The following is a 19,378-nucleotide window of genomic DNA, read 5'->3' as shown; positions in this document are numbered from 1 at the left end:
CACCATCAGGTACATATACATTAACATATCAGATTTGTGAGAATGGTGCAACTCCAGCGAATTGCGATACAGCTTCTGTTACAGTAATTATTGGTTCGTGTCTTGATTTTCCAATTAATGATTGTGATGGCGATGGTGTTACAAATGGTCAAGAGATATTGAATGGCACGAATCCAAGTGATCCATGTTCATTTGTTTTAGCGAGTCAAACGGCAACTCCAAGTTCAGCTTGGTTAGCTGCGGATTGTGATGGAGATGGAGTAACAAATGGTCAAGAGTTACTTGATGGTACAAATCCTTTGAATCCATGTTCATATGTTGCATCAAGTCAAACGTTAACAACAAGTTCACAGTGGTCAGCTGCGGATTGTGACGGAGACGGAGTTACAAATGGTCAAGAAATAATTGACGGAACAAATCCAAATGATCCATGTTCTGCAATTCCAAGTAGTATAACTTTACCTCTTAGTCAAGATTTTTTAAATGGAGATTGTGATGGAGATGGATTAAGTAATGAGTTAGAAATAGGACCTAATCCAAATGAACCTTTTGATCCAAATGGAAATGGAATTCCGGATTATTTAGAAGTAAATAATCATACTCCATCTGATGATGATTTAGAAATTTTTAACTTAGTGACGCCAAATGGAGATGGTGATAATGATTTATTTGTGATTCGTAACATTGAAAGATATCCAGAAAACGGATTAGAAATTTACAACCGATGGGGAGTAAAAGTATACAGTGTAGATGGTTACGGACAAGACAGTAAATTTTTCCGAGGTATTTCTGAAGGAAGAGTTACGGTAAACCAAGTTTCAGAACTACCAGTAGGAACGTATTGGTATATCTTGAAATACAAAAACGCTTCTGGCGAATGGAAACAACGAGTAGGTTATTTATACCTTAATAAATAAGAAATAGTTAGGTGGTAAAAAATAGACTTTACCCTTTAAAAAAAGTAATTTTATGAAAAAAGTTTTAGGAAGTATTATTTTTAGTTTTTTTGCGATTACTATGCTTAACGCACAGCAAGATGCTCAATACACTAATTATATGTATAATACTATGAATATTAATCCCGCATACGCAGGATCTAGAGGTCATATGAGTGCGTTTGGTTTACACAGAACACAATGGGTAGGTTTAGAAGGAGCGCCCACGACAAATACTTTTTCCGTTCATTCTCCTATAAAGGAATCAAATGTGGGAGTAGGATTAAGTTTTATGAATGATGTAATTGGTCCTTCAGACGAGAGCACAATTTCTGCAGACTTCTCATATACTATAAATACTTCTGACACGTATAAATTATCTTTTGGACTTAGAGCTACAGCACATTTATTAAATGTAGATTTTTCGAAATTACACATTTATAATCAAGGTGATGCATTGGCTCAATATAATATCGATAAACGATTTTCTCCAAACTTTGGAACTGGAGCATATTGGTATTCTGAAGATACGTATTTTGGTATTTCTATTCCAAATATTTTGGAAACGCAACACTTTGATAAAACGCAAGTAGCGTTTAGTGCAACTTCAGTTTCTTACGAGCGCATGCATTACCATATTATTGGAGGTAAAGTTTTTAACATTCATCCATCCATTCAATTTAAACCTGCATTTTTGGCTAAAATAGTTGAAGGTGCTCCATTACAATTGGATCTTTCAGCAAACTTTATGTTTCAAGAAAAATTTATTTTGGGAGCTGGTTACAGATGGGATTCCGCTTTGAGTGCCTTAGCAGGATTTCAAGTAAATGACAATTGGTTTATTGGGTACGGATACGATGCAGAAGTTACCAAATTGGCCAATTACAATTCAGGTTCTCATGAATTATTTTTGAGATATGAATTCAGTAGAAAGAAACAAGTTGTATCGCCAAGATTTTTCTAAAAAATAAACTATGAAAAAGCAATTAATTTATTCACTATGGATTGTACTAATCAGTACACAGGCCATAGTAGCTCAAAAAAACAATTTAAATCTTGCTCAAAAAAAGTATGATGAATTGGCCTATTCACAAGCTATAAAATTATATGAAGAATTAGCAAAAGATGGCTACAAGTCAAAAGAATTGTTTGAAAACTTAGCAAACGCTTATTATTATAAAGCTGATTATTTACCAGCAAAAATTTGGTATGACACTTTATTTTCACTTACAGATGAACTTTCAGCAAATACGTATAACAAATATATAAATGCATTAAAATCACAAGGAGCTCACACAAAAGCGGATGTTATTATGCAAAAAATGGGAGTTAAATATCCTAATGATACTCGTGTAAAAGTGTACAATTCTAATAAAGAATATTCAGCGCAAAACACTAATTCAACCAGCATAGTGAAAGTAAAAAATGCAGGTATAAATTCGGCATATATTGATTTTTCACCTGCTTTTTACGGTGAAAAATCGATAGTTTTCAGTTCTACAAAGTCTACTGTAAAAACAATGGAAAGCAAACATAGTTGGACAAATGAATCTTACACCAATTTATATGTTGTAGATTTAGATAAAGACAGTATTATATCCAGACCAAAAAGACTTAACGCAAAGATAAATAAATTTTACAACGAGTCCTCAGCCGTGTTTACCAAAGATGGTAAAACGATGTATTTTACTCGAAACAATCAATTAAAAACAAAAGCAAAAACCGATTCATCAAATACGGTTTTACTAAAAATTTACAAAGCTACGCAAGATGGTAGTAAATGGACTAATATAATTGAGCTTCCTTTTAACAGTGATAATTTTAGTTGTGCACACCCGGCGCTTTCTCCAGACGAGAAAGAATTGTATTTTTCTTCAAACAGACCAGGAACTAAAGGTATGTCGGATATTTATAAAATAGCTATACTAGAAAATAACACTTTTGGAGCACCAGAAAATTTGGGGGATGCTATCAATACAGAAGGCAGGGAAACCTTTCCATTTATTACACAAGACAATGTACTAGTTTTTGCTTCTGATGCGAGAGCCGGACTTGGTGGATTAGACATGTATTACGTGCATTTAGATAGCGAAAATAAAGAAATTAAGACCTTTGGACAACCAATAAATTCTTCTTATGATGATTTTGGGTTAATTTATAAATCGCAAGATCAGGAAGGTTTTTTTACCTCTAATCGCCCTGAAGATAACAAAGGAAAAGATGACATTTATCACATTACAGGGTTAGAAATCCCAAAGCCTATAAAAATAAATGCCACCGTTGTTTTTGAAGAAGTAAGCAATCAAACTGAAGGAGTAGCCGCAATAATTCTGGATGAAAACAAAAAACAAATAGCACAGATAATATCAAAAGATGGTAAAATAGAAATACCTAATTTAGAACAAGGTAAAAACTACTTTATTAGAATTTCAAACCCGAATTTTGAAGTCTATGAAGGACCAATTTCTTACAATGAAAATCAATCAAATTTGGTTTTCAAACTAAAGAAAAAAGAATTAGAATTATCTGAGGTTGATTTAGCTAAAATACTAGGAATAAGAGTTATTTATTTTGATTTAAACAAATATTTTATTTGCAATGAAGCATCATTAGAATTGCAAAAAATTGCAGCTATTATGAAAGCGTATCCGAAAATGAAAATTGATATTCGTTCACATACTGATAGCAGAAACACAATTGAATATAATCAAAAATTATCACAAAAAAGAGCTGATCATACTAGGAATTGGTTGATTAATGAAGGTATAACACCGGAGCGATTAAAAGCTTCAGGTTATGGTGAATCAAAATTAATAAATGCATGTGCTGATGGAATTACTTGCACGGAAGAGCAACATCAAGAAAATAGAAGATCAGAGTTTATTATTATTGAATAGATATTTTGTATAGACAAAAAAATAGTAAAATATTTTTTTAAAATAAAAATTCAATTATATTTGCACTCGCTTAAATAAAGAAGCAACTTCCTTCTTAGCTCAGTTGGTTAGAGCATCTGACTGTTAATCAGAGGGTCCTTGGTTCGAGCCCAAGAGAGGGAGCAAAACAAAACCCGATATGAAAGTGTCGGGTTTTTTTGTTTAATATTAGCACATATCGTTTAGTACATCTTTCTTGAACTCTTCTATTTGTTTTTTCATTTGCTTGATTTCATTCAACTTATGTTTAAGAGACAGTAATTTTTCGTCAAGAATTTTTAATTTTTCGTCTTTACTATATTTGTTATTATACCAAGCATCTATAACTTGTCCGATTTCTCTTATAGTAAAGCCGACCGATTTGGCATCACTAATGAATTCTAATTTTTCAATTGTTTCTTCATCATAGTGAAAATAATTGTTTGTTTTGATAGACTCATCGCGCTTTCCTTCAATCAATCCTGACTTCTCATAGAAGCGAATAGTGTGGGCAGAAATCCCTGTTTTCTTAGCTATTTCATTTATTAACATAATGCAAATATAAAAAATATTAAAAAAATAACAACTATAGACTATACTCTAATGTTGTGGGTTTGATTTTATACTACTAAGTTTGCAATAAATTAAAACATAATCATATGAAAAAGACAATTTTAATTACAGGATCTTCAAGTGGAATTGGGAAATCAACCGTTATTGAATTTGCAAAAAATGGATGGAATGTAATTGCTACGCAAAGAAATCCTAAAAAGGAATCTGACTTTAAGACCTTTAATAATGTCAAACTTTATCATTTAGATGTTACTAACCTTGATAGTATTAGTAAAGTATTTCAAAAAGTTAAAGAAGAATTTGGAACTATTGATGTTGTTGTAAACAATGCGGGGTATGGAGTGGATGGCGCTTTTGAAGCAATGTCTGATGAAGTAATTGAAGACCAATTTAACACCAATGTATTTGGATTAATGCGTGTGACAAGAGAGGCAATAAAAGTGATGCGCCCCTCTGGTGGTGGAACAATTATCCAAATTTCAAGTATGGGTGGAAAAATCACTTTCCCATTATATAGCATTTATCATTCAACAAAATTTGCTGTTGAAGGCTTTACAGAGTCGTTACATTATGAATTAACACAATTTAACATTAAATTAAAACTTATTGAACCTGGTCCAATAGCAACTGATTTTTATGGAAGAAGTAGAAAATTCATTAAGCCTGATTATACAAGTGATTATGATGTATTTATTTCAAAATTTAATGCGGCAGCAGCAAAAGTTATAAATGATGCAGAAGGGCCAGAGGTTGTTGCTAAAACAATTTTTATTGCCGCAACAGACAATAATAATAAAATGAGATATGCTATTGGTAAGCCAGGTCCAATACTATTAAAACTTAGAAAATTACTTTCTGATAAATTGTATTTTTTATTAGTAAGAAAGAGCTATAATATTTAATTTTTATTAAGTAAATAATCATATTACTAAAATTGTAATTTTCTTCAATAGCGATAAAATATAAAATCCCGAGATTATCGGGATTTTTTATTTTATAAACTTGACTTAAATTGTTCTAAGAAACGAACATCGTTTTCATAAAACATTCTAATATCGCCAATTTGGTATAATAGCATAGCAATTCTTTCAATTCCCATTCCAAAAGCGTATCCTGTATATTCATTTGGGTCAATGCCGCAGTTTTTCAACACATTCGGATCAACCATTCCGCAACCCATAATTTCTAACCAGCCTGTTCCTTTTGTAATTCGATAATCGGTTTCTGTTTTCAATCCCCAGTAAATATCGACTTCCGCACTTGGTTCTGTAAAGGGAAAGTAAGACGGACGCAATCTGATTTTAGATTTCCCGAACATTTCTTTTGTAAAATATAATAGCGTTTGTTTTAAATCGGCAAACGATACATTTTTATCAATATATAAACCTTCTACTTGATGAAAAATACAATGTGAACGTGACGAAATAGCTTCGTTACGAAAAACCCTTCCAGGAGAAATAGTTCTGATAGGCGGCTTGTTGTTTTCCATATAACGAACCTGTACGGATGAGGTATGTGTACGTAACAAAACATCCGGATTTGTCTGAATAAAAAACGTATCCTGCATATCGCGTGCCGGATGATATTCTGGTAAATTTAATGCGGTAAAATTATGCCAATCGTCTTCTATTTCTGGTCCTTCAGACACATTGAAACCAATGGTTGAAAAAACATCTAAAATTTGATTTTTCACTAAAGAAATAGGATGACGCGAACCAACATGAATAGGATTTCCAGGTCGAGATAAATCGCCAAACATATGTACAGCTTCTGTTTTAGAATCCATAACCTCCTGAATGGTTTTTACTTTCTCTTCTGCCGTATTTTTCAACTCATTAATTACCTGACCAAATTCTTTCTTTTGTTCGTTAGGTACGTTTTTGAATTCGGCAAAAAAATCTTTTAGCAAACCCTTACTTCCTAAGTACTTAATGCGAAATTCTTCTAAAGTACTTTTGTCTTCAGTTTGGAAAGCTTTAGCTTCTTCAATATGTTGTTTTATCTTGTTTATCATTATAAAAAGGTAATAGTCTGCAAATTTATGTATTTTTTAGCGATTAGTGAAAAGTGATTCGCAATTAGTTTCAACTGAGCATTAATTAATGATCTCTTTTTCTAAAAAATAATTCACAATAGCGTCTTTCATTAAAACGGATTGTTCTCCAGCTTTTAGTGCTGGAAGTTCTTTTACTACTTTATAATGAGGCCAGCCCTCTTTATCAAAAAATTCAAATTCGTAATATCCATAAGGCTCTAATAGTTTACAAATAGCAATGTGCATTAAGTTTACTTTTTCGTCCTTTTTAAATTCGCTATTTATTTTGCCTAATTCCTGAACGCCAATTAAATAAATTATGGCATCTAAATCTAATACTTCACCATCGGCAAATTTTTCAGATAAAAAAGTGACTACTTTTTCCCAACGTTCTTTTAATTGTATATCTCTAGACATTTATTTTTTGTTTTTTACAAAGATAGTATTTGAGGCTTGCATTTTGTAGTTTTGTTTTTAAAAATAAATATAATTTATGGAATTTATTGATATTGTTTTTGCCGTATTATTAGGATATAGTATATATAATGGTTTAAAAAATGGTCTTTTTGTAGAAATAGCCTCTTTCAGTTCTTTAGTTGTGGGCATTTTTGTAGCGATAAAACTTTCGCATATTGTCCGATTGGCATTAGAAGAAAAAATAAAAACCAATCCAAAATATATTGAAATTATTGCTTTTGCCACTACTTTTATTTTAGTACTTATTGCCATTCATTTATTAGCAAAATTTTTTACAAGTATCGCAAGTTTTGCCTATTTAGGTTGGCTAAATAAATTAGGAGGTGCTGTTTTTAGTATGCTAAAAACCATTTTAATGTTGGGCGTTTTGCTTAATTTACTTCAAAAAATAAATAGTAATAGTGTATTGGTAAAGGAAGAAACCTTAAACAAATCCCTCTTTTATAAGCCCGTACAAGAAGTTTCTAAATTTATGTCGCCAAATTTAGAAAAATGGTATGATGAAGTTAAAGAACGAACAAAAGAAACACCTGAAAACGAAAAAGTTTCTGACTCTTTGAATGTAGACAAAAAGGAGTAATTAGCCATAGATTTTATTTTTCACTTACCCATTTAAAACCTACTCTCGGAATATTTTCAATAGCTAAAGTTGGAGTTTCTTTTATTATTTTTCGTAATCGAGAAATAAAAACATCCAAACTTCTGCCTAAAAAATAATCGTCCGAACCCCAAAGTTCCATAAGTATTTTTTCTCGTTTTAATACTGTATTTGGATTGTCTAAAAACAGTTTTAGTAATTGTGCTTCGCGTTCTGTAAGCGTTGTTTTTGAAGTTTCGTTTTTGATTAAATAATTTTCGGGCTCAAAAATAAAGCCAGAAAACTCATATTTTTTTATAACTTTTTCAGTGTTTTTTTGACTTCGGAGTAAAAAGACTTCAATTTTCAAAATTAGTTCTTCAATCGAATACGGTTTCACTAAATAATCATCAGCGCCAAGTTTTAAACCTTTAATACGATCTTCTTTCATCGTTTTCGCCGATAAAAAAATAATTGGAATTTCTTGATTGCGTTTCCTTATTTCGGTTGCCAATTCAAATCCATCCATTTCAGGCATCATAATATCCGTTACTACAATATCAAATGATTGAGAACAAAATGTTTCTAAACCCGATTTACCGTTACTGCAATGCACTACATCAAAATGTTGTTCTAAATTATCCGCTGTTAAAAACGCCAGCGTTTCCTCGTCTTCAATATATAAAACTTTCTTTTTACTCATAATCTTTTTGATTAATTATTATCGTAACAACAATTCCTTTGTCAGTATTATTAGCGATGGTTATTTTCCAACGATGCAAGTCGCAAATCTTTTTCACATACGATAAACCAATACCAAAACCTTCAATATTTTTGATATCTTGACGAGAAACTCTGTAAAATTTATCGAAAACAAAAGGCAAATCCTTAGTAGGAATTCCACAACCATTATCTTTAACTTGAATAGATAGCTTTTGGTTGATTTCAGTAACGATAATTTCAATTTTAGGCGATAATCCTGAATATTTTACCGCATTATCTACTAAATTAAATAAAATATTATAGACATGAAATTCATCTGCTTTTAAAATAAGTATCTTTGTAACAAAAATATCAATGTCAATTTCTGTATCATACCTTAAAATAATATTGTCTTTTACTAAGTCTAAAATAGGTTTCAACTCAAACTTGGTTTTATCAATAAGCATTTGTTTGCTTTCGGTTTTAGCTACATATAATATTTTTTCAATATGTTCATTTAGTTTATTAGTTTGATTGATTACAATTTGATTATATTTTTTTAGTTTCGGATTATCTTTTATTTCGTTTTGTTCTTTAACATAATTTGATGCGATGAGAATGGATGCCAAAGGCGTTTTAAATTCATGCGACATATTATTTATAAAATCTTTTTGTAATTCGGTGTATTTTTTCTGTTTTAACATTAGCACAACCGAGTACACATAAATAATTAATACCAGAAACAAAACAGTAGTAAAAATCCAATATTGATTTAAGTTTTTAAAATAATTTTGTTCAATATCCGGGAATCGAATGGCAAAATAATACGTGTATTTAGGATTTTTTGTAAAACAAGTTGGGCATTTAATAGGTTCTTTTTTTCCATTACTATTGATATGATTGCTAAACGCCATTTTATCTGAAGAGCAATTATAAACAGCATATTCAAAATCAACATCTAAATTGTTTTTTTCAAATTCTGAAATTAAATAATGTTCTAAAATGGAATTTTCAAATTCGTAGTTTACATTAACCGTAAAATAATTTCCAGACACTTTTTCTACTTGATTGGAAACCAATAAACCTGTTAAATTATCTTTATAAAGTTTTTCTAAAACATCTTGTAAGGCAAAAAATATTTTATCTTCAGTATCTTTTTTTGCTAATTTATGTGCGTTATTTATTAAAAATAATTGCATAATAATCACTCCTACAATAGCAAGAAATCCGATTATTATAACAATATTAAATCTTGATAGTTTCATTTATGTTCTAAATTTTTAACGATATTAAGACAAATTTCAAAGCGAAATTAATCATTAACAACTCATTAACACAATAAATAGTAAGGATTAACAACATTATTTAAAAAAATAAATACATTTGTGAAGTTAATAAACAACTAATTTAAATATAATAATTATGAAAACAGTAAAATTACTTGCAGTTGCATTATTCATGGGCACACTTTCATTTGCTCAAACTGCAGCTCCAGCTCCAGCAGCAGCTCCACAAACACCGTCTCAATTGAAATGGGAAAAAGAAACACACGAATTCGGGACAATTGAACAAGGAAAACCAGTTTCTTACGAGTTTACTTTCACAAACACCAGTAACAAAGATGTTACTTTAAAAGATGTAAAAGCATCTTGTGGATGTACTGCTACAAATTATACTAAAACAGCTATCAAACCAGGCGAAAAAGGAACAGTAACAGCTACTTATAATGCAGCTGCAGGTGGTGCCTTCCACAAAACAGTTACGGTTACTACTAGTGAAGAAAATACAATGCCGAAAACTATTACAATAAAAGGTACAGTTAAAGTAAATGAAGCCCCTGCGGTTGCAGCACCAGCTTCAAAATAACTAAATATTATTATATATTAGTCCCGATAAGATTTTACTTATCGGGTTTTTTATGGAAATTTTCTACACCTTATTTTAAGCAGTACTTAGCTGTTTCACTTTATTTATTTGTTTGTTAAAATTAGTATAGGAACAAACAAATAAACAGAAATTGAAAGTGTATTCTAAATTAAAAAAGGAGTTCTAATTTGAACTCCTTTTCTGTTTTTAATTTATTTTGCTAATACTATTTTTTTGGTTGTTTTAGAACTTCCGTTTTCTATAGTTATTATATAAACGCCATCTGATAAATTAGAAATATTTATATTGTCTACAGCGGTTTTCATTTCTTTAGTTGAAATTATTCTGCCTTGTATATCAAATAGTTTAACTATTGAATTATTTTCTAAATTTTGATTACCTAAATCAATATTTACAAACCCACTTGTTGGATTAGGATATATTTTTAAGTTAGAAAAAGTTGTGTCTACAGTTGAAAGAGGTAGCTGGATGTTACAAATTATTAGCTTGACAGAATTAATTGTTCCACCATCTCCATTATAAGGGTCATCTACAGTTAATGTCCAGGTTCCATCTGCAACCAACCCATTTAACGATGTTAATGTCTCAGATGGAACTACATTACCTGTTAGTGCTGGAACTGAAGTACCGCATGCAACTGCAGCACCATCATCATCCATGATACAATTTACATTATCATTATCTCCACAAGGCTGATCTAATAGCGTAATTACCGGGCTACCAATTGAAGCAGGACCTGTTAGTTTAACTTTAAAATCTTGAATATAAGTGTGTGTTATATTTAGAGCAACATTTAAATCGCCAATAGTTAATCCTCCAGTTACTAAAATTGGAACTGATGCTGTAGCATTTGCTGTACTAGCAATTGTTGCGTTTGAAAAGTTAGTTGCTAAAAATTCATTTCCACAAGATAATATTCCAGTTTGAAAACTATTTACTGTGGCATTTGAAATAATTCCAGTTCCACATCTATTAGAAGGTGTAACTCTCCAATAATAATAAGTTTGTTGGTTTAAATTAGAAATTATATAAGAATTTTGATTAATAGTTGTGTCAAGTAAAGTTGTAGTAAAATTAGAAGATGTTGATACTTGTAATCTATATGATTCTGCGTTTGCTTGTGTATTCCAACTCAAATTTACTGTTGTAGCAATACCTACTTGGTTATTTGTAGGATTAGTTAGTATTACTGGAGAAAAAGTACTACTGTATATTTTTAAATTTTTAAATCTAGTTTCTGATTCTGTTCCATTATTACCAACTATTCCAACAGAATAACTTCCAGGATTTACAATTGATAAATTTGATATTGTCATCGTAACTGGCCCGTTAGAATTTCTAGTAGCAGGTGTAAAAACAGCAGTAGCTCCACTTGGTAAACCCGTTGCTGTAAAATTAGTTGTTGTTGTTCCTGTTTGTGAATAGTTAAAAGTATAGGTTGCATCTTGATTAGCACACAATTCTAAGTCATTAGATGTTGGAACAATAGCAAAGCTGGATGAAATACCAGTGATTATTAATGAAAAGTCTTGTTTGTTATTAACTAAATTTCCTTTGTGATTTATTGTAATTACATAGTCACCAGCGACAGGAGCATCTATTTTAACTTGTTCAACATTATCAATGTTATTATCTCCAATTCGAGTTGAATTACTTCCAGGATTATCGTTTAATTTCCATGGATAATAGGTGTTCCCATTTTGTGTAATCCTAATATCTAAATCATTAACCAATGCTCTTTGTAAATCATTAGCAGGTCTTTGGCCATTATTTGGGTCTCCAGGCACATCTGTCCAACTTGCTGTAGCAATTAATGGCAATGTACCTAATGATTTTACAGTAATAGAATACGTTTGATTTTGATTTAATCTTTCTTCAGAAATCCAAGCATTTAAACCATTTGACGTTATAGCTTGTGCTGCGGCTTTTGCATTTAATAGCCCCCAACCAAAAACAGCATCTGGTCCAACATTCCCTGAATCATCTGCTGTATGACATGCCAATCCTTTTAAAGTGGCTGCCTTCATGAATTTTGTTGTTAAATTATTATGATGTTGTTGTAACAATAATAAGGTTCCAGCAACATTTGGTGATGCCATCGAGGTACCTGTTAATGTTGAAGTTGCAGAATTTCCATTGCTACCTGTAGATAATAAACCAGTACCATTACCCGTAATGTCTGGTTTTATTCTTCTGTCGTCAGTAGGGCCCTGACTACTTGATGAATTAATAATAAGTGGTGAAGTTAAATTTCCATTTACATCAACAACAGCATCTTCAGCATTAGCAACCACTAAATTATTCTTGGCAGTTTTATTACCAGTTAATTTATCAAAACCAAAAGCAATTGGATCACTATTATTTTGATCATCTCCAGAATTTCCCGCTGATGCCACCATTAAATAATATGGAGATAAATAACTAATTTCATCCCAATTTTTTGCGTCGGAATCATAAGTTCCAATATACCATGCAGGCAAGGTTACATTTGTAGTGCTTGTTACAGGAACGCCATAAGAGTGATTTGAAATAAGCATTCCACCCAAAACTTCATCAAGAACTTCAGTTTCATCATCTGTCCAATTAAAAGTTCTTCCTGTAGCTTCGTATGCCATTCCTCGAATATTTGTTGCGCCGTTTGCTAAAACTGTACCCGTTACATGTGTGGCGTGAAAATTGTAATCTGTACTAGCGGCATCATCAACACAAACTACTCTTGTTCCGAAATGATTGTGTTGAGTTCTAACTTTTCCTCCATCCCAAACTCTTGCTACCATTCCTTGTCCATTTAAAGTAAGTCCAAGAGATCCACCTGTATTTAAATGAACAGCTCTTGTAGATTTTGCTGCCGCCTGATTTTCAGTAGAAAAATATATAGGATAACCGTCTGGTGTTAACTTCATTAATTGATGAAAATTTCCTTTTTCATCAGAATAACTTAAAGGGATGTTATTTTCAAGAGCATATTTATAGGCTCTAGTTCTTTCTTTTTCTTCTAAAATTTTGAATTCCTTTGCTTTGCTTTTAATTAGCGCAACATCGTAATCTTTAGTTATATTAATGATATCTTTTTCAGATTGAGCAAATCCAAAAAAACTTGTACATACTATGAATAGTATTAATATATTATTTTTCATCTTATTTGTATTTAGGTAACTTTATAGTTTTGGTAAGCAAATATATTGATTTAAGTTTTAATTTCAATATCATAGTTTTAAATTACCAAACTTTAACATTTGTTATCAAATCCATTAATTTACTTTGAATTGCATATCTTTTACAAATTTGAAAAGAAATCATTTCCTTTGTCATCGGTAATAATAAACGCGGGGAAATCTTTCACTGTTATTTTACGAACGGCTTCCATACCTAATTCTTCAAAATCAACTACTTCTACGGATATAATATTTTCTTTTGCTAAAATGGCAGCAGGACCCCCAATTGAACCTAAATAGAAACCGCCATATTTGTTACAAGCATTCATTACATCCTTGCTTCGGTTTCCTTTGGCTAACATAATCATACTTCCGCCAGCGGCTTGAAATTCGTCAACATACACATCCATTCTTCCTGCGGTGGTAGGGCCAAAACTTCCTGAAGGCATGCCGTCTGGAGTTTTTGCCGGACCTGCGTAATATACCGGATGATTTTTGAAATACTCTGGCATTGGTTTTCCAGCATCTAATAATTCTTTAATTTTTGCGTGTGCTATATCACGAGCTACAATCAATGTTCCGTTTAATTTCAAACGTGTTTTAATTGGGTATTTTGATAACTGTGCTAAAATTTCCGACATCGGTTTGTTCAAATCAATTTCTACAGCTGGCTCTAAATGAGGAGCTGTTGCAGGCAAAAATTGCCCTGGATTAGTTTCCAATTGTTCTAAGAAAATCCCATCTTTCGTGATTTTCCCTTTGATATTTCTATCTGCAGAACAAGAAACGCCCATTCCAACAGGGCAAGATGCTGCGTGACGAGGCAAACGAATTACTCGCACATCATGGGTTAAATATTTTCCACCAAATTGTGCTCCAATTTGACTTTCTTGACAAATAATTTGTACTCTTTTTTCCCATTCTAAATCGCGAAATGCTTGACCCGACATATTTCCAGAAGTGGGAAGATTGTCAAAGTAACCAGCCGACGCTTTTTTCACCGCTGCTAAATTTGCTTCTGCTGAAGTACCACCAATTACGATAGCCAAGTGATATGGAGGACAAGCTGCAGTTCCTAAATCCATAATGCGCTCACGAACAAATTCGTCCAACGATTTGTCATTTAATAACGATTTTGTTTTTTGATATAAAAAAGTTTTGTTGGCCGAACCACCACCTTTTGTTAAAAATAAAAACTCATACGAATTTCCTTTTTTGGCATAAATATCAATTTGAGCTGGAAGATTAGAACCTGAATTTTTTTCTTCAAACATCGAAATCGGAACAATTTGCGAATATCTAAGATTTTTATTTTGGTATGTATTGTAAATTCCTTTGGATAACCATTCGCCATCTTCAACACCTGTATACACGTTTTCACCTTTTTTAGCAACAACAATAGCTGTTCCAGTGTCTTGACAAGATGGCAATTGACCTTCTACGGCTACAGCTGCATTTTGTAATAAATTATAAGCTACAAATCGGTCGTTGTCTGTTGCTTCTGGGTCTTCAATTATATTTCTTAATTTTTGTAAATGAGCCGAACGTAACATAAATGAAACGTCGTCCATGGCTTCTTGAGCTAATAATTCTAATCCTTTTGGATCCACCACTAAGATTTCTCTATCGCCAAGTTGTTCTATTTTTACAAAATCTGAAGTTAATTTTTTGTAGGTTGTATCGTCTTTTAAAATAGGATACGGGTCTTGATATAAAAAGTCCATTTGTTTGAGTTTTGAAGCGTAAAGTTATGAAATATATTTAAAAATCTCTAAGTGTTTGAAACTCTTAAAGCGTTAATTATCTTCTAAAAAAACCAACTCGCCACAGCAATCGCAGCAATTACACAAATTAAATCTACTAATAGCATAATTCCTAAAGTATATCGCGTGTTTTTTACATGAATGCTTCCAAAATAAACTGCAATTACATAAAAAGTAGTTTCTGCACTACATTGAAAAATAGCGCTCAATCTTCCGGTTAATGAATCTACGCCAAACGTATTCATGGCATCAATCATAAATCCTCTCGAACCACTTGAGCTGAAAGGACGTAACATAGCAACAGGTAAGGAATCTGTAATTTGTTTGCTTACGCCAATATTTGAAAAAACAAAAGAAATTCCGTTACTCATAATTTCAAACAAGCCACTATTTCTAAAAAATGAAATGGCTACTAACATTCCCATTACATAAGGAAAAATAGTTACTCCAGTAGTCAATCCATTTTTAGCGCCGGAAACGAAGGCATCAAAAATTGTGGTTTTTTGCTCTACAAATTTCTTTTCTTTAGTAAAAGCATAAAGTAATGTTATTCCAATAATTGCAATTAACATTAAACCTGACAAATTAGAAGTAAAGAAGTTTTTTTCTATTAAATTTAATCCGTTAACATAAAACAAAAGCCCAGTAATTCCGGCAATTATACTCATTAATCCAACGATTAAAGTAGCGCTTTTAAAGTTTATTTTCTGTTTGATTCCTACAATCAACAAGGCAGCAATGGTGCCTATAAACGAGGTGATGATACAAGGCAACATAACATCTGCAGGATTTTCAGCATTTGCTGCAGCACGATAGCCAATAATAGATGTTGGAATTAAAGTTAACCCTGCGGCATGTAAACACATAAACATAATTTGCGCATCACTGGCTTTGTCTTTGTCTGGATTAAGGGTTTGTAGACTTTCCATAGCTTTTAATCCGAAAGGCGTAGCGGCTGAATCTAACCCTAAGAAATTAGCAGCAAAATTTAATGTCATATAAGAAACCGATTCGTGATTTTTAGGCACGGAAGGAAATATTTGTGAGAAAAACGGACTTAATTTTTTAGCTAATTTTTCGGATGCTCCAGAAATAATTAATAATTCCATTAATCCGCAAAAGAAAGCCAAATAGGCCATAAGAGGCAGCACAATATCAAATAAACTAGTTTTACAAGTGGGTAACAAGCCATCCGATTTTTGTGTGCCGCTGTAAATTTTTACGGTTTGATTTTTGTAAACGTAAGTAGTGTCTGGGTTTAAAGTATCTCTATTTATGGTAAACGTTTTTTCTTCCGATTTTTGAATACTATCTTTAATAAAAACAGGGATTTCTTTTAAAAACTTTTCCGAAATTAAAATAGGATCATCTTTTTTTCCATTTAATACATAATCTACAGAATAGGTGTTTCCTGCAAATAAACTCACTATAATAAATAGTATAGAAGAAATAAAAATAGCCAACCAAAATCTACTTAATACCATATTGTATTTTTTTTGTAAATGTATGATTTTATAAGATAAAAAAAAACCGTTCCAAAATGAATTGGAACGGTTTAGCATTTTATATTTCTAAAGAATTAGAATTTGTAAGTAACTGTAAAGTTCCACGTTCTTCCAAATCCGAAATAGACTTGATTTGAAGTATCTATACCATCATACGTTTGTGTATTGACATAGTTATTATACAACGTTTCAGTTGCGAAGTCTGTTCTTGTTTTTGTTAAAATATTAGTTCTAGATTCAGCAATGTAAACTGTGTTTAACACGTTATTCATGTTAAATCTGAAGTTTAATGAATTTTGTTTATTATCACCTACTAACATTTTATAAGAGAATCCTAAATCCATTAAACCATAAGACGGTAATTCTAAAGAACCTAAATTGTTAGCCGCTTGTGTTTTAAAGTTAACTGGGTCAATTGCAGCATATAATCTGTCAATGTATCTGTAATTAGCATCAAATCTTACTCGTGTTAATACTTCATAAGAAAAACCTAAAGCTGCAGTTGTTTGTGCTGCATCACCCACTTTTAACCCATCAGTATATAATGTTTCTTTAAAAGCTTCGTTAGTGGTTGGATTTGTAATAACTACATTGTTATCATCTTGATAACTAGCTGTTACATTACTTCCGTATTTCCAATCTCCGTATGAAAACATACCGTTAATATCTAATTTATTAAATGGTTTGAACACGAAATCTAATTCAGCACCCATGTGAATTTGTTCCACACCTTCTAAGAAAGCTGAACCAAGAATTGCTGGAGTTGCATTGTTTAAATCATGATTAATATTAGCTGTTAATCTGATAAATCTATCTTTCCAAGTAGTTCTGTATACGTTTACATTAGCAGAAAACATTTTAGATTTGAAACCGTAACCTGCCTCTAATCCCATAATTTTTTCATTAGTTAAGTTTTCATTTATAACTGATGCATTATTGATGAAAATAGCATTAAAGAAAGGTTGTTTTGAATAGTACCCTGCATTTACATAAACATTGTTTTTTTCATCAATGTTATAGTTTGCACCTCCTTTAACATTTCCACCTAAAATATTTTTATAGTCAGTTGATGACAATGGATCAGAAGATAAATATTTATAATAATCTACTCTTTTAAACCCTTGTTGTGAAGCAGCTGCTTGTACAAATAATGTTAATTTTTCTGTAGAATATTCTAACTGTGTGAAGGCGCCAAACCATTTAACTAAACCATCATTGTTATAGTTAATTGCTTTTTGGTAATCTGTATTCCATAACGGATTTAAGTTTGGCTCTGTAGCATATTGAAAATTTGAGACCCCATTAGGGTTGTTTACATCTCCAGTTAAATTGTTAAAACTTGTAGCTCCTAATAAATCGTTTAGTACTTGATAGTGAATTCCTCTGTAGGTTCTAGCATCAATACCAAAATCCAATGTTAATTTATCAGTAAGTTTTGTATTTAAGTTAACAATACCACCATACCAGTTATGTGAGTTGATAGATGAAATTTTAGAAATCCCATTTGTACCATTATTAGTTGATGTATTGTTATTGTTTTGGAATTGTCCTGATGTTAGTGTTCTTGGCGCAGGAGCAAATGTACCATTACTAACAGTTTGTCCTGAGTTCCAACCTTGAATGAAATCCACGTTAATAGTTCCATCAGCTTTTCTTAAATTATCTGCAAAAAATCTATTACCTCTGATTGCTCCAGTTCCATTAGAACCTCCACCACGACCCCAAGAACCGTAAACAACAGTTGATAATTTCATTTTATCAGAAATTTTATAGTCCCAGTTTAATGACATTACAGGTTTGTGGTAAAAGTTAGTTCTAAAACTATATTCTTCACCTTTTAGCATTCCCCAATCAGAATTGTATTTAATGTTTGGATCCATACCTGCAGGATTATTACCATATTTAATATATTGCGCAATTGTTGGAGCTGCACTACGTTGGTTATGCCATTGTGGCGCACCCGTAAATACAAATTGAAAATCATGTTTATCGTTTAATTCATATCCTAAACCAATAAAATAATTTCCACCTTCAAATTTGGTTCCATCAACATACCCGTTTCCAGTTGTTCTTGACATTAAAAACGATGCAGATAAACCATTTTTCATCTTACCTGTATTGTAAGACAATTGGTTTTTGAAATAATTATTATTACCAATTGAAGAAGCATATACACCACCTTCTTTTTGGTTTGCAGATTTTGTAATTACGTTAATAGTACCTCCTACAGAAGAAATTGCTAATTTAGAAGAACCTAAACCTCTTTGTACTTGCATAGCGCTTGTTACATCAGAAAGACCCGCCCAGTTACTCCAGTATACCGCACTGTTTTCCATATCATTAACAGGAACCCCATTAATTAAAACCGCAATATTTCTTTGGTCAAATCCACGAATGTTTACTCTTGAATCTCCAAATCCACCACCAGATTTTGTAGCATATACAGAAGGTGTATTGTTTAACATTTCAGGAAACTCTTGATTTCCTAATTTTTCTTGAATTTCAGCCGCTTTAATTGTAGAAACCGCTACAGGCGTTTTTCTACTTTTTGCGATATCTACTGTTGTAGATTTTACCACTACTTCTTCAATTTCTGAAGTACTTAATACTAAAGAAATTGTTCCTAAATCTTGATTTCCATCAAATGATACTGATGAAACTTCAAATCCAAGAAAAGAAACAACAACCGTTCCTTTATTTTCTTTAGAAACAATTTTAAAACTTCCATCCTCTGAAGTTTTTACTGTAGTTGCATTTCCTTTAACACTCACAATAGCATTAGCTAAAGGATTGTTTGCATTGTCAGTTACTTTACCAGTTACGGTAGACTGAGCAAAAACCATTGATGAAGACA

The 19,378-nt window shown here is 31.7% G+C and carries 15 protein-coding genes and 1 tRNA gene; 7 read left to right on the top strand and 9 right to left on the bottom strand.

Annotation, left to right across the window (positions count from 1 at the left end; all coding sequences use genetic code 11):
- From ACIQZ1_RS08090 to ACIQZ1_RS08075, 4 genes are all read left to right on the top strand, one after another.
- On the top strand, positions 1-917 hold a 917-nt coding region (locus tag ACIQZ1_RS08090), incomplete at its 5' end, for a gliding motility-associated C-terminal domain-containing protein (RefSeq protein ID WP_396160468.1).
- Positions 918-969: 52 nt separating this feature from the next.
- Positions 970-1,899 carry a type IX secretion system membrane protein PorP/SprF gene (locus tag ACIQZ1_RS08085; protein WP_396160467.1) on the top strand — a complete coding sequence of 310 codons (930 nt, stop codon included), beginning with the start codon at positions 970-972 and terminating at the stop codon, positions 1,897-1,899.
- A 10-nt stretch (positions 1,900-1,909) separates the two neighbouring features.
- On the top strand, positions 1,910-3,832 hold the full coding sequence (locus tag ACIQZ1_RS08080; RefSeq protein WP_396160466.1) for an OmpA family protein: 1,923 nt from the start codon (positions 1,910-1,912) through the stop codon (positions 3,830-3,832).
- Between the two features lie 88 nt (positions 3,833-3,920).
- Positions 3,921-3,994: transfer RNA gene (locus ACIQZ1_RS08075), tRNA-Asn, on the top strand.
- A gap of 45 nt (positions 3,995-4,039) precedes the next feature.
- Here ACIQZ1_RS08075 and ACIQZ1_RS08070 read toward each other — a convergent pair.
- Positions 4,040-4,402: a MerR family transcriptional regulator gene (locus ACIQZ1_RS08070; protein ID WP_396160465.1), complete on the bottom strand. Its 363-nt coding sequence runs from the start codon at positions 4,400-4,402 to the stop codon at positions 4,040-4,042.
- Positions 4,403-4,509: 107 nt separating this feature from the next.
- Here ACIQZ1_RS08070 and ACIQZ1_RS08065 point away from each other — a divergent pair, with 107 nt between their 5' ends.
- Positions 4,510-5,325 (top strand): SDR family oxidoreductase, encoded by an 816-nt coding sequence (locus tag ACIQZ1_RS08065; RefSeq protein WP_396160464.1) that lies wholly within the window; start codon positions 4,510-4,512, stop codon positions 5,323-5,325.
- Between the two features lie 92 nt (positions 5,326-5,417).
- On the opposite strand, the gene pheS is transcribed toward ACIQZ1_RS08065, so the two are convergent.
- Both pheS and ACIQZ1_RS08055 read right to left on the bottom strand, forming a co-directional pair.
- Positions 5,418-6,437 carry a phenylalanine--tRNA ligase subunit alpha gene (gene pheS / locus ACIQZ1_RS08060; RefSeq protein ID WP_396160463.1) on the bottom strand — a complete coding sequence of 340 codons (1,020 nt, stop codon included), beginning with the start codon at positions 6,435-6,437 and terminating at the stop codon, positions 5,418-5,420.
- 81 nt (positions 6,438-6,518) lie between these two features.
- Positions 6,519-6,875: a hypothetical protein gene (locus ACIQZ1_RS08055; RefSeq protein ID WP_396160462.1), complete on the bottom strand. Its 357-nt coding sequence runs from the start codon at positions 6,873-6,875 to the stop codon at positions 6,519-6,521.
- A gap of 76 nt (positions 6,876-6,951) precedes the next feature.
- Between ACIQZ1_RS08055 and ACIQZ1_RS08050 the strand changes: the two genes are divergently transcribed.
- Positions 6,952-7,515: a CvpA family protein gene (locus ACIQZ1_RS08050; protein ID WP_396160461.1), complete on the top strand. Its 564-nt coding sequence runs from the start codon at positions 6,952-6,954 to the stop codon at positions 7,513-7,515.
- Between the two features lie 13 nt (positions 7,516-7,528).
- Here the strand turns inward: ACIQZ1_RS08050 and ACIQZ1_RS08045 are convergent, their stop codons facing one another.
- Positions 7,529-8,215 (bottom strand): response regulator transcription factor, encoded by a 687-nt coding sequence (locus ACIQZ1_RS08045; RefSeq protein WP_396160460.1) that lies wholly within the window; start codon positions 8,213-8,215, stop codon positions 7,529-7,531.
- Positions 8,208-9,479: a sensor histidine kinase gene (locus tag ACIQZ1_RS08040; protein ID WP_396160459.1), complete on the bottom strand. Its 1,272-nt coding sequence runs from the start codon at positions 9,477-9,479 to the stop codon at positions 8,208-8,210. The genes ACIQZ1_RS08045 and ACIQZ1_RS08040 overlap by 8 nt, the downstream gene beginning before the upstream one ends.
- Before the next feature lie 157 nt (positions 9,480-9,636).
- On the opposite strand from ACIQZ1_RS08040, the gene ACIQZ1_RS08035 reads away from it, so the two are divergent.
- Positions 9,637-10,080, top strand: coding sequence for a DUF1573 domain-containing protein (locus ACIQZ1_RS08035; RefSeq protein WP_396160458.1), 444 nt, complete (start codon positions 9,637-9,639; stop codon positions 10,078-10,080).
- 212 nt (positions 10,081-10,292) lie between these two features.
- Here ACIQZ1_RS08035 and ACIQZ1_RS08030 read toward each other — a convergent pair whose 3' ends face one another.
- The 4 genes from ACIQZ1_RS08030 to ACIQZ1_RS08015 all read right to left on the bottom strand — a co-directional run.
- A complete protein-coding gene (locus ACIQZ1_RS08030; RefSeq protein ID WP_396160457.1) occupies positions 10,293-13,238 on the bottom strand; it encodes a S8 family serine peptidase in 2,946 nt (981 codons plus the stop codon).
- Positions 13,239-13,378: 140 nt separating this feature from the next.
- Positions 13,379-14,980 (bottom strand): fumarate hydratase, encoded by a 1,602-nt coding sequence (locus tag ACIQZ1_RS08025; protein ID WP_396160456.1) that lies wholly within the window; start codon positions 14,978-14,980, stop codon positions 13,379-13,381.
- Positions 14,981-15,063: 83 nt separating this feature from the next.
- The gene (locus tag ACIQZ1_RS08020; protein ID WP_396160455.1) at positions 15,064-16,503 is read right to left on the bottom strand and encodes a nucleoside recognition domain-containing protein; all 1,440 of its coding nucleotides are present in this window, start codon (positions 16,501-16,503) and stop codon (positions 15,064-15,066) included.
- Positions 16,504-16,598: 95 nt separating this feature from the next.
- Positions 16,599-19,378: TonB-dependent receptor (locus ACIQZ1_RS08015; protein ID WP_396160454.1), on the bottom strand; the 2,780-nt coding region annotated here is incomplete at its 5' end.

The sequence above is a fragment of the Flavobacterium sp. genome (assembly GCF_044341185.1).
Lineage (GTDB): Bacteria > Bacteroidota > Bacteroidia > Flavobacteriales > Flavobacteriaceae > Flavobacterium.
Note: the sequence above shows the minus strand (reverse complement) of the source record. Positions and strands in the feature narration are given on the sequence as shown.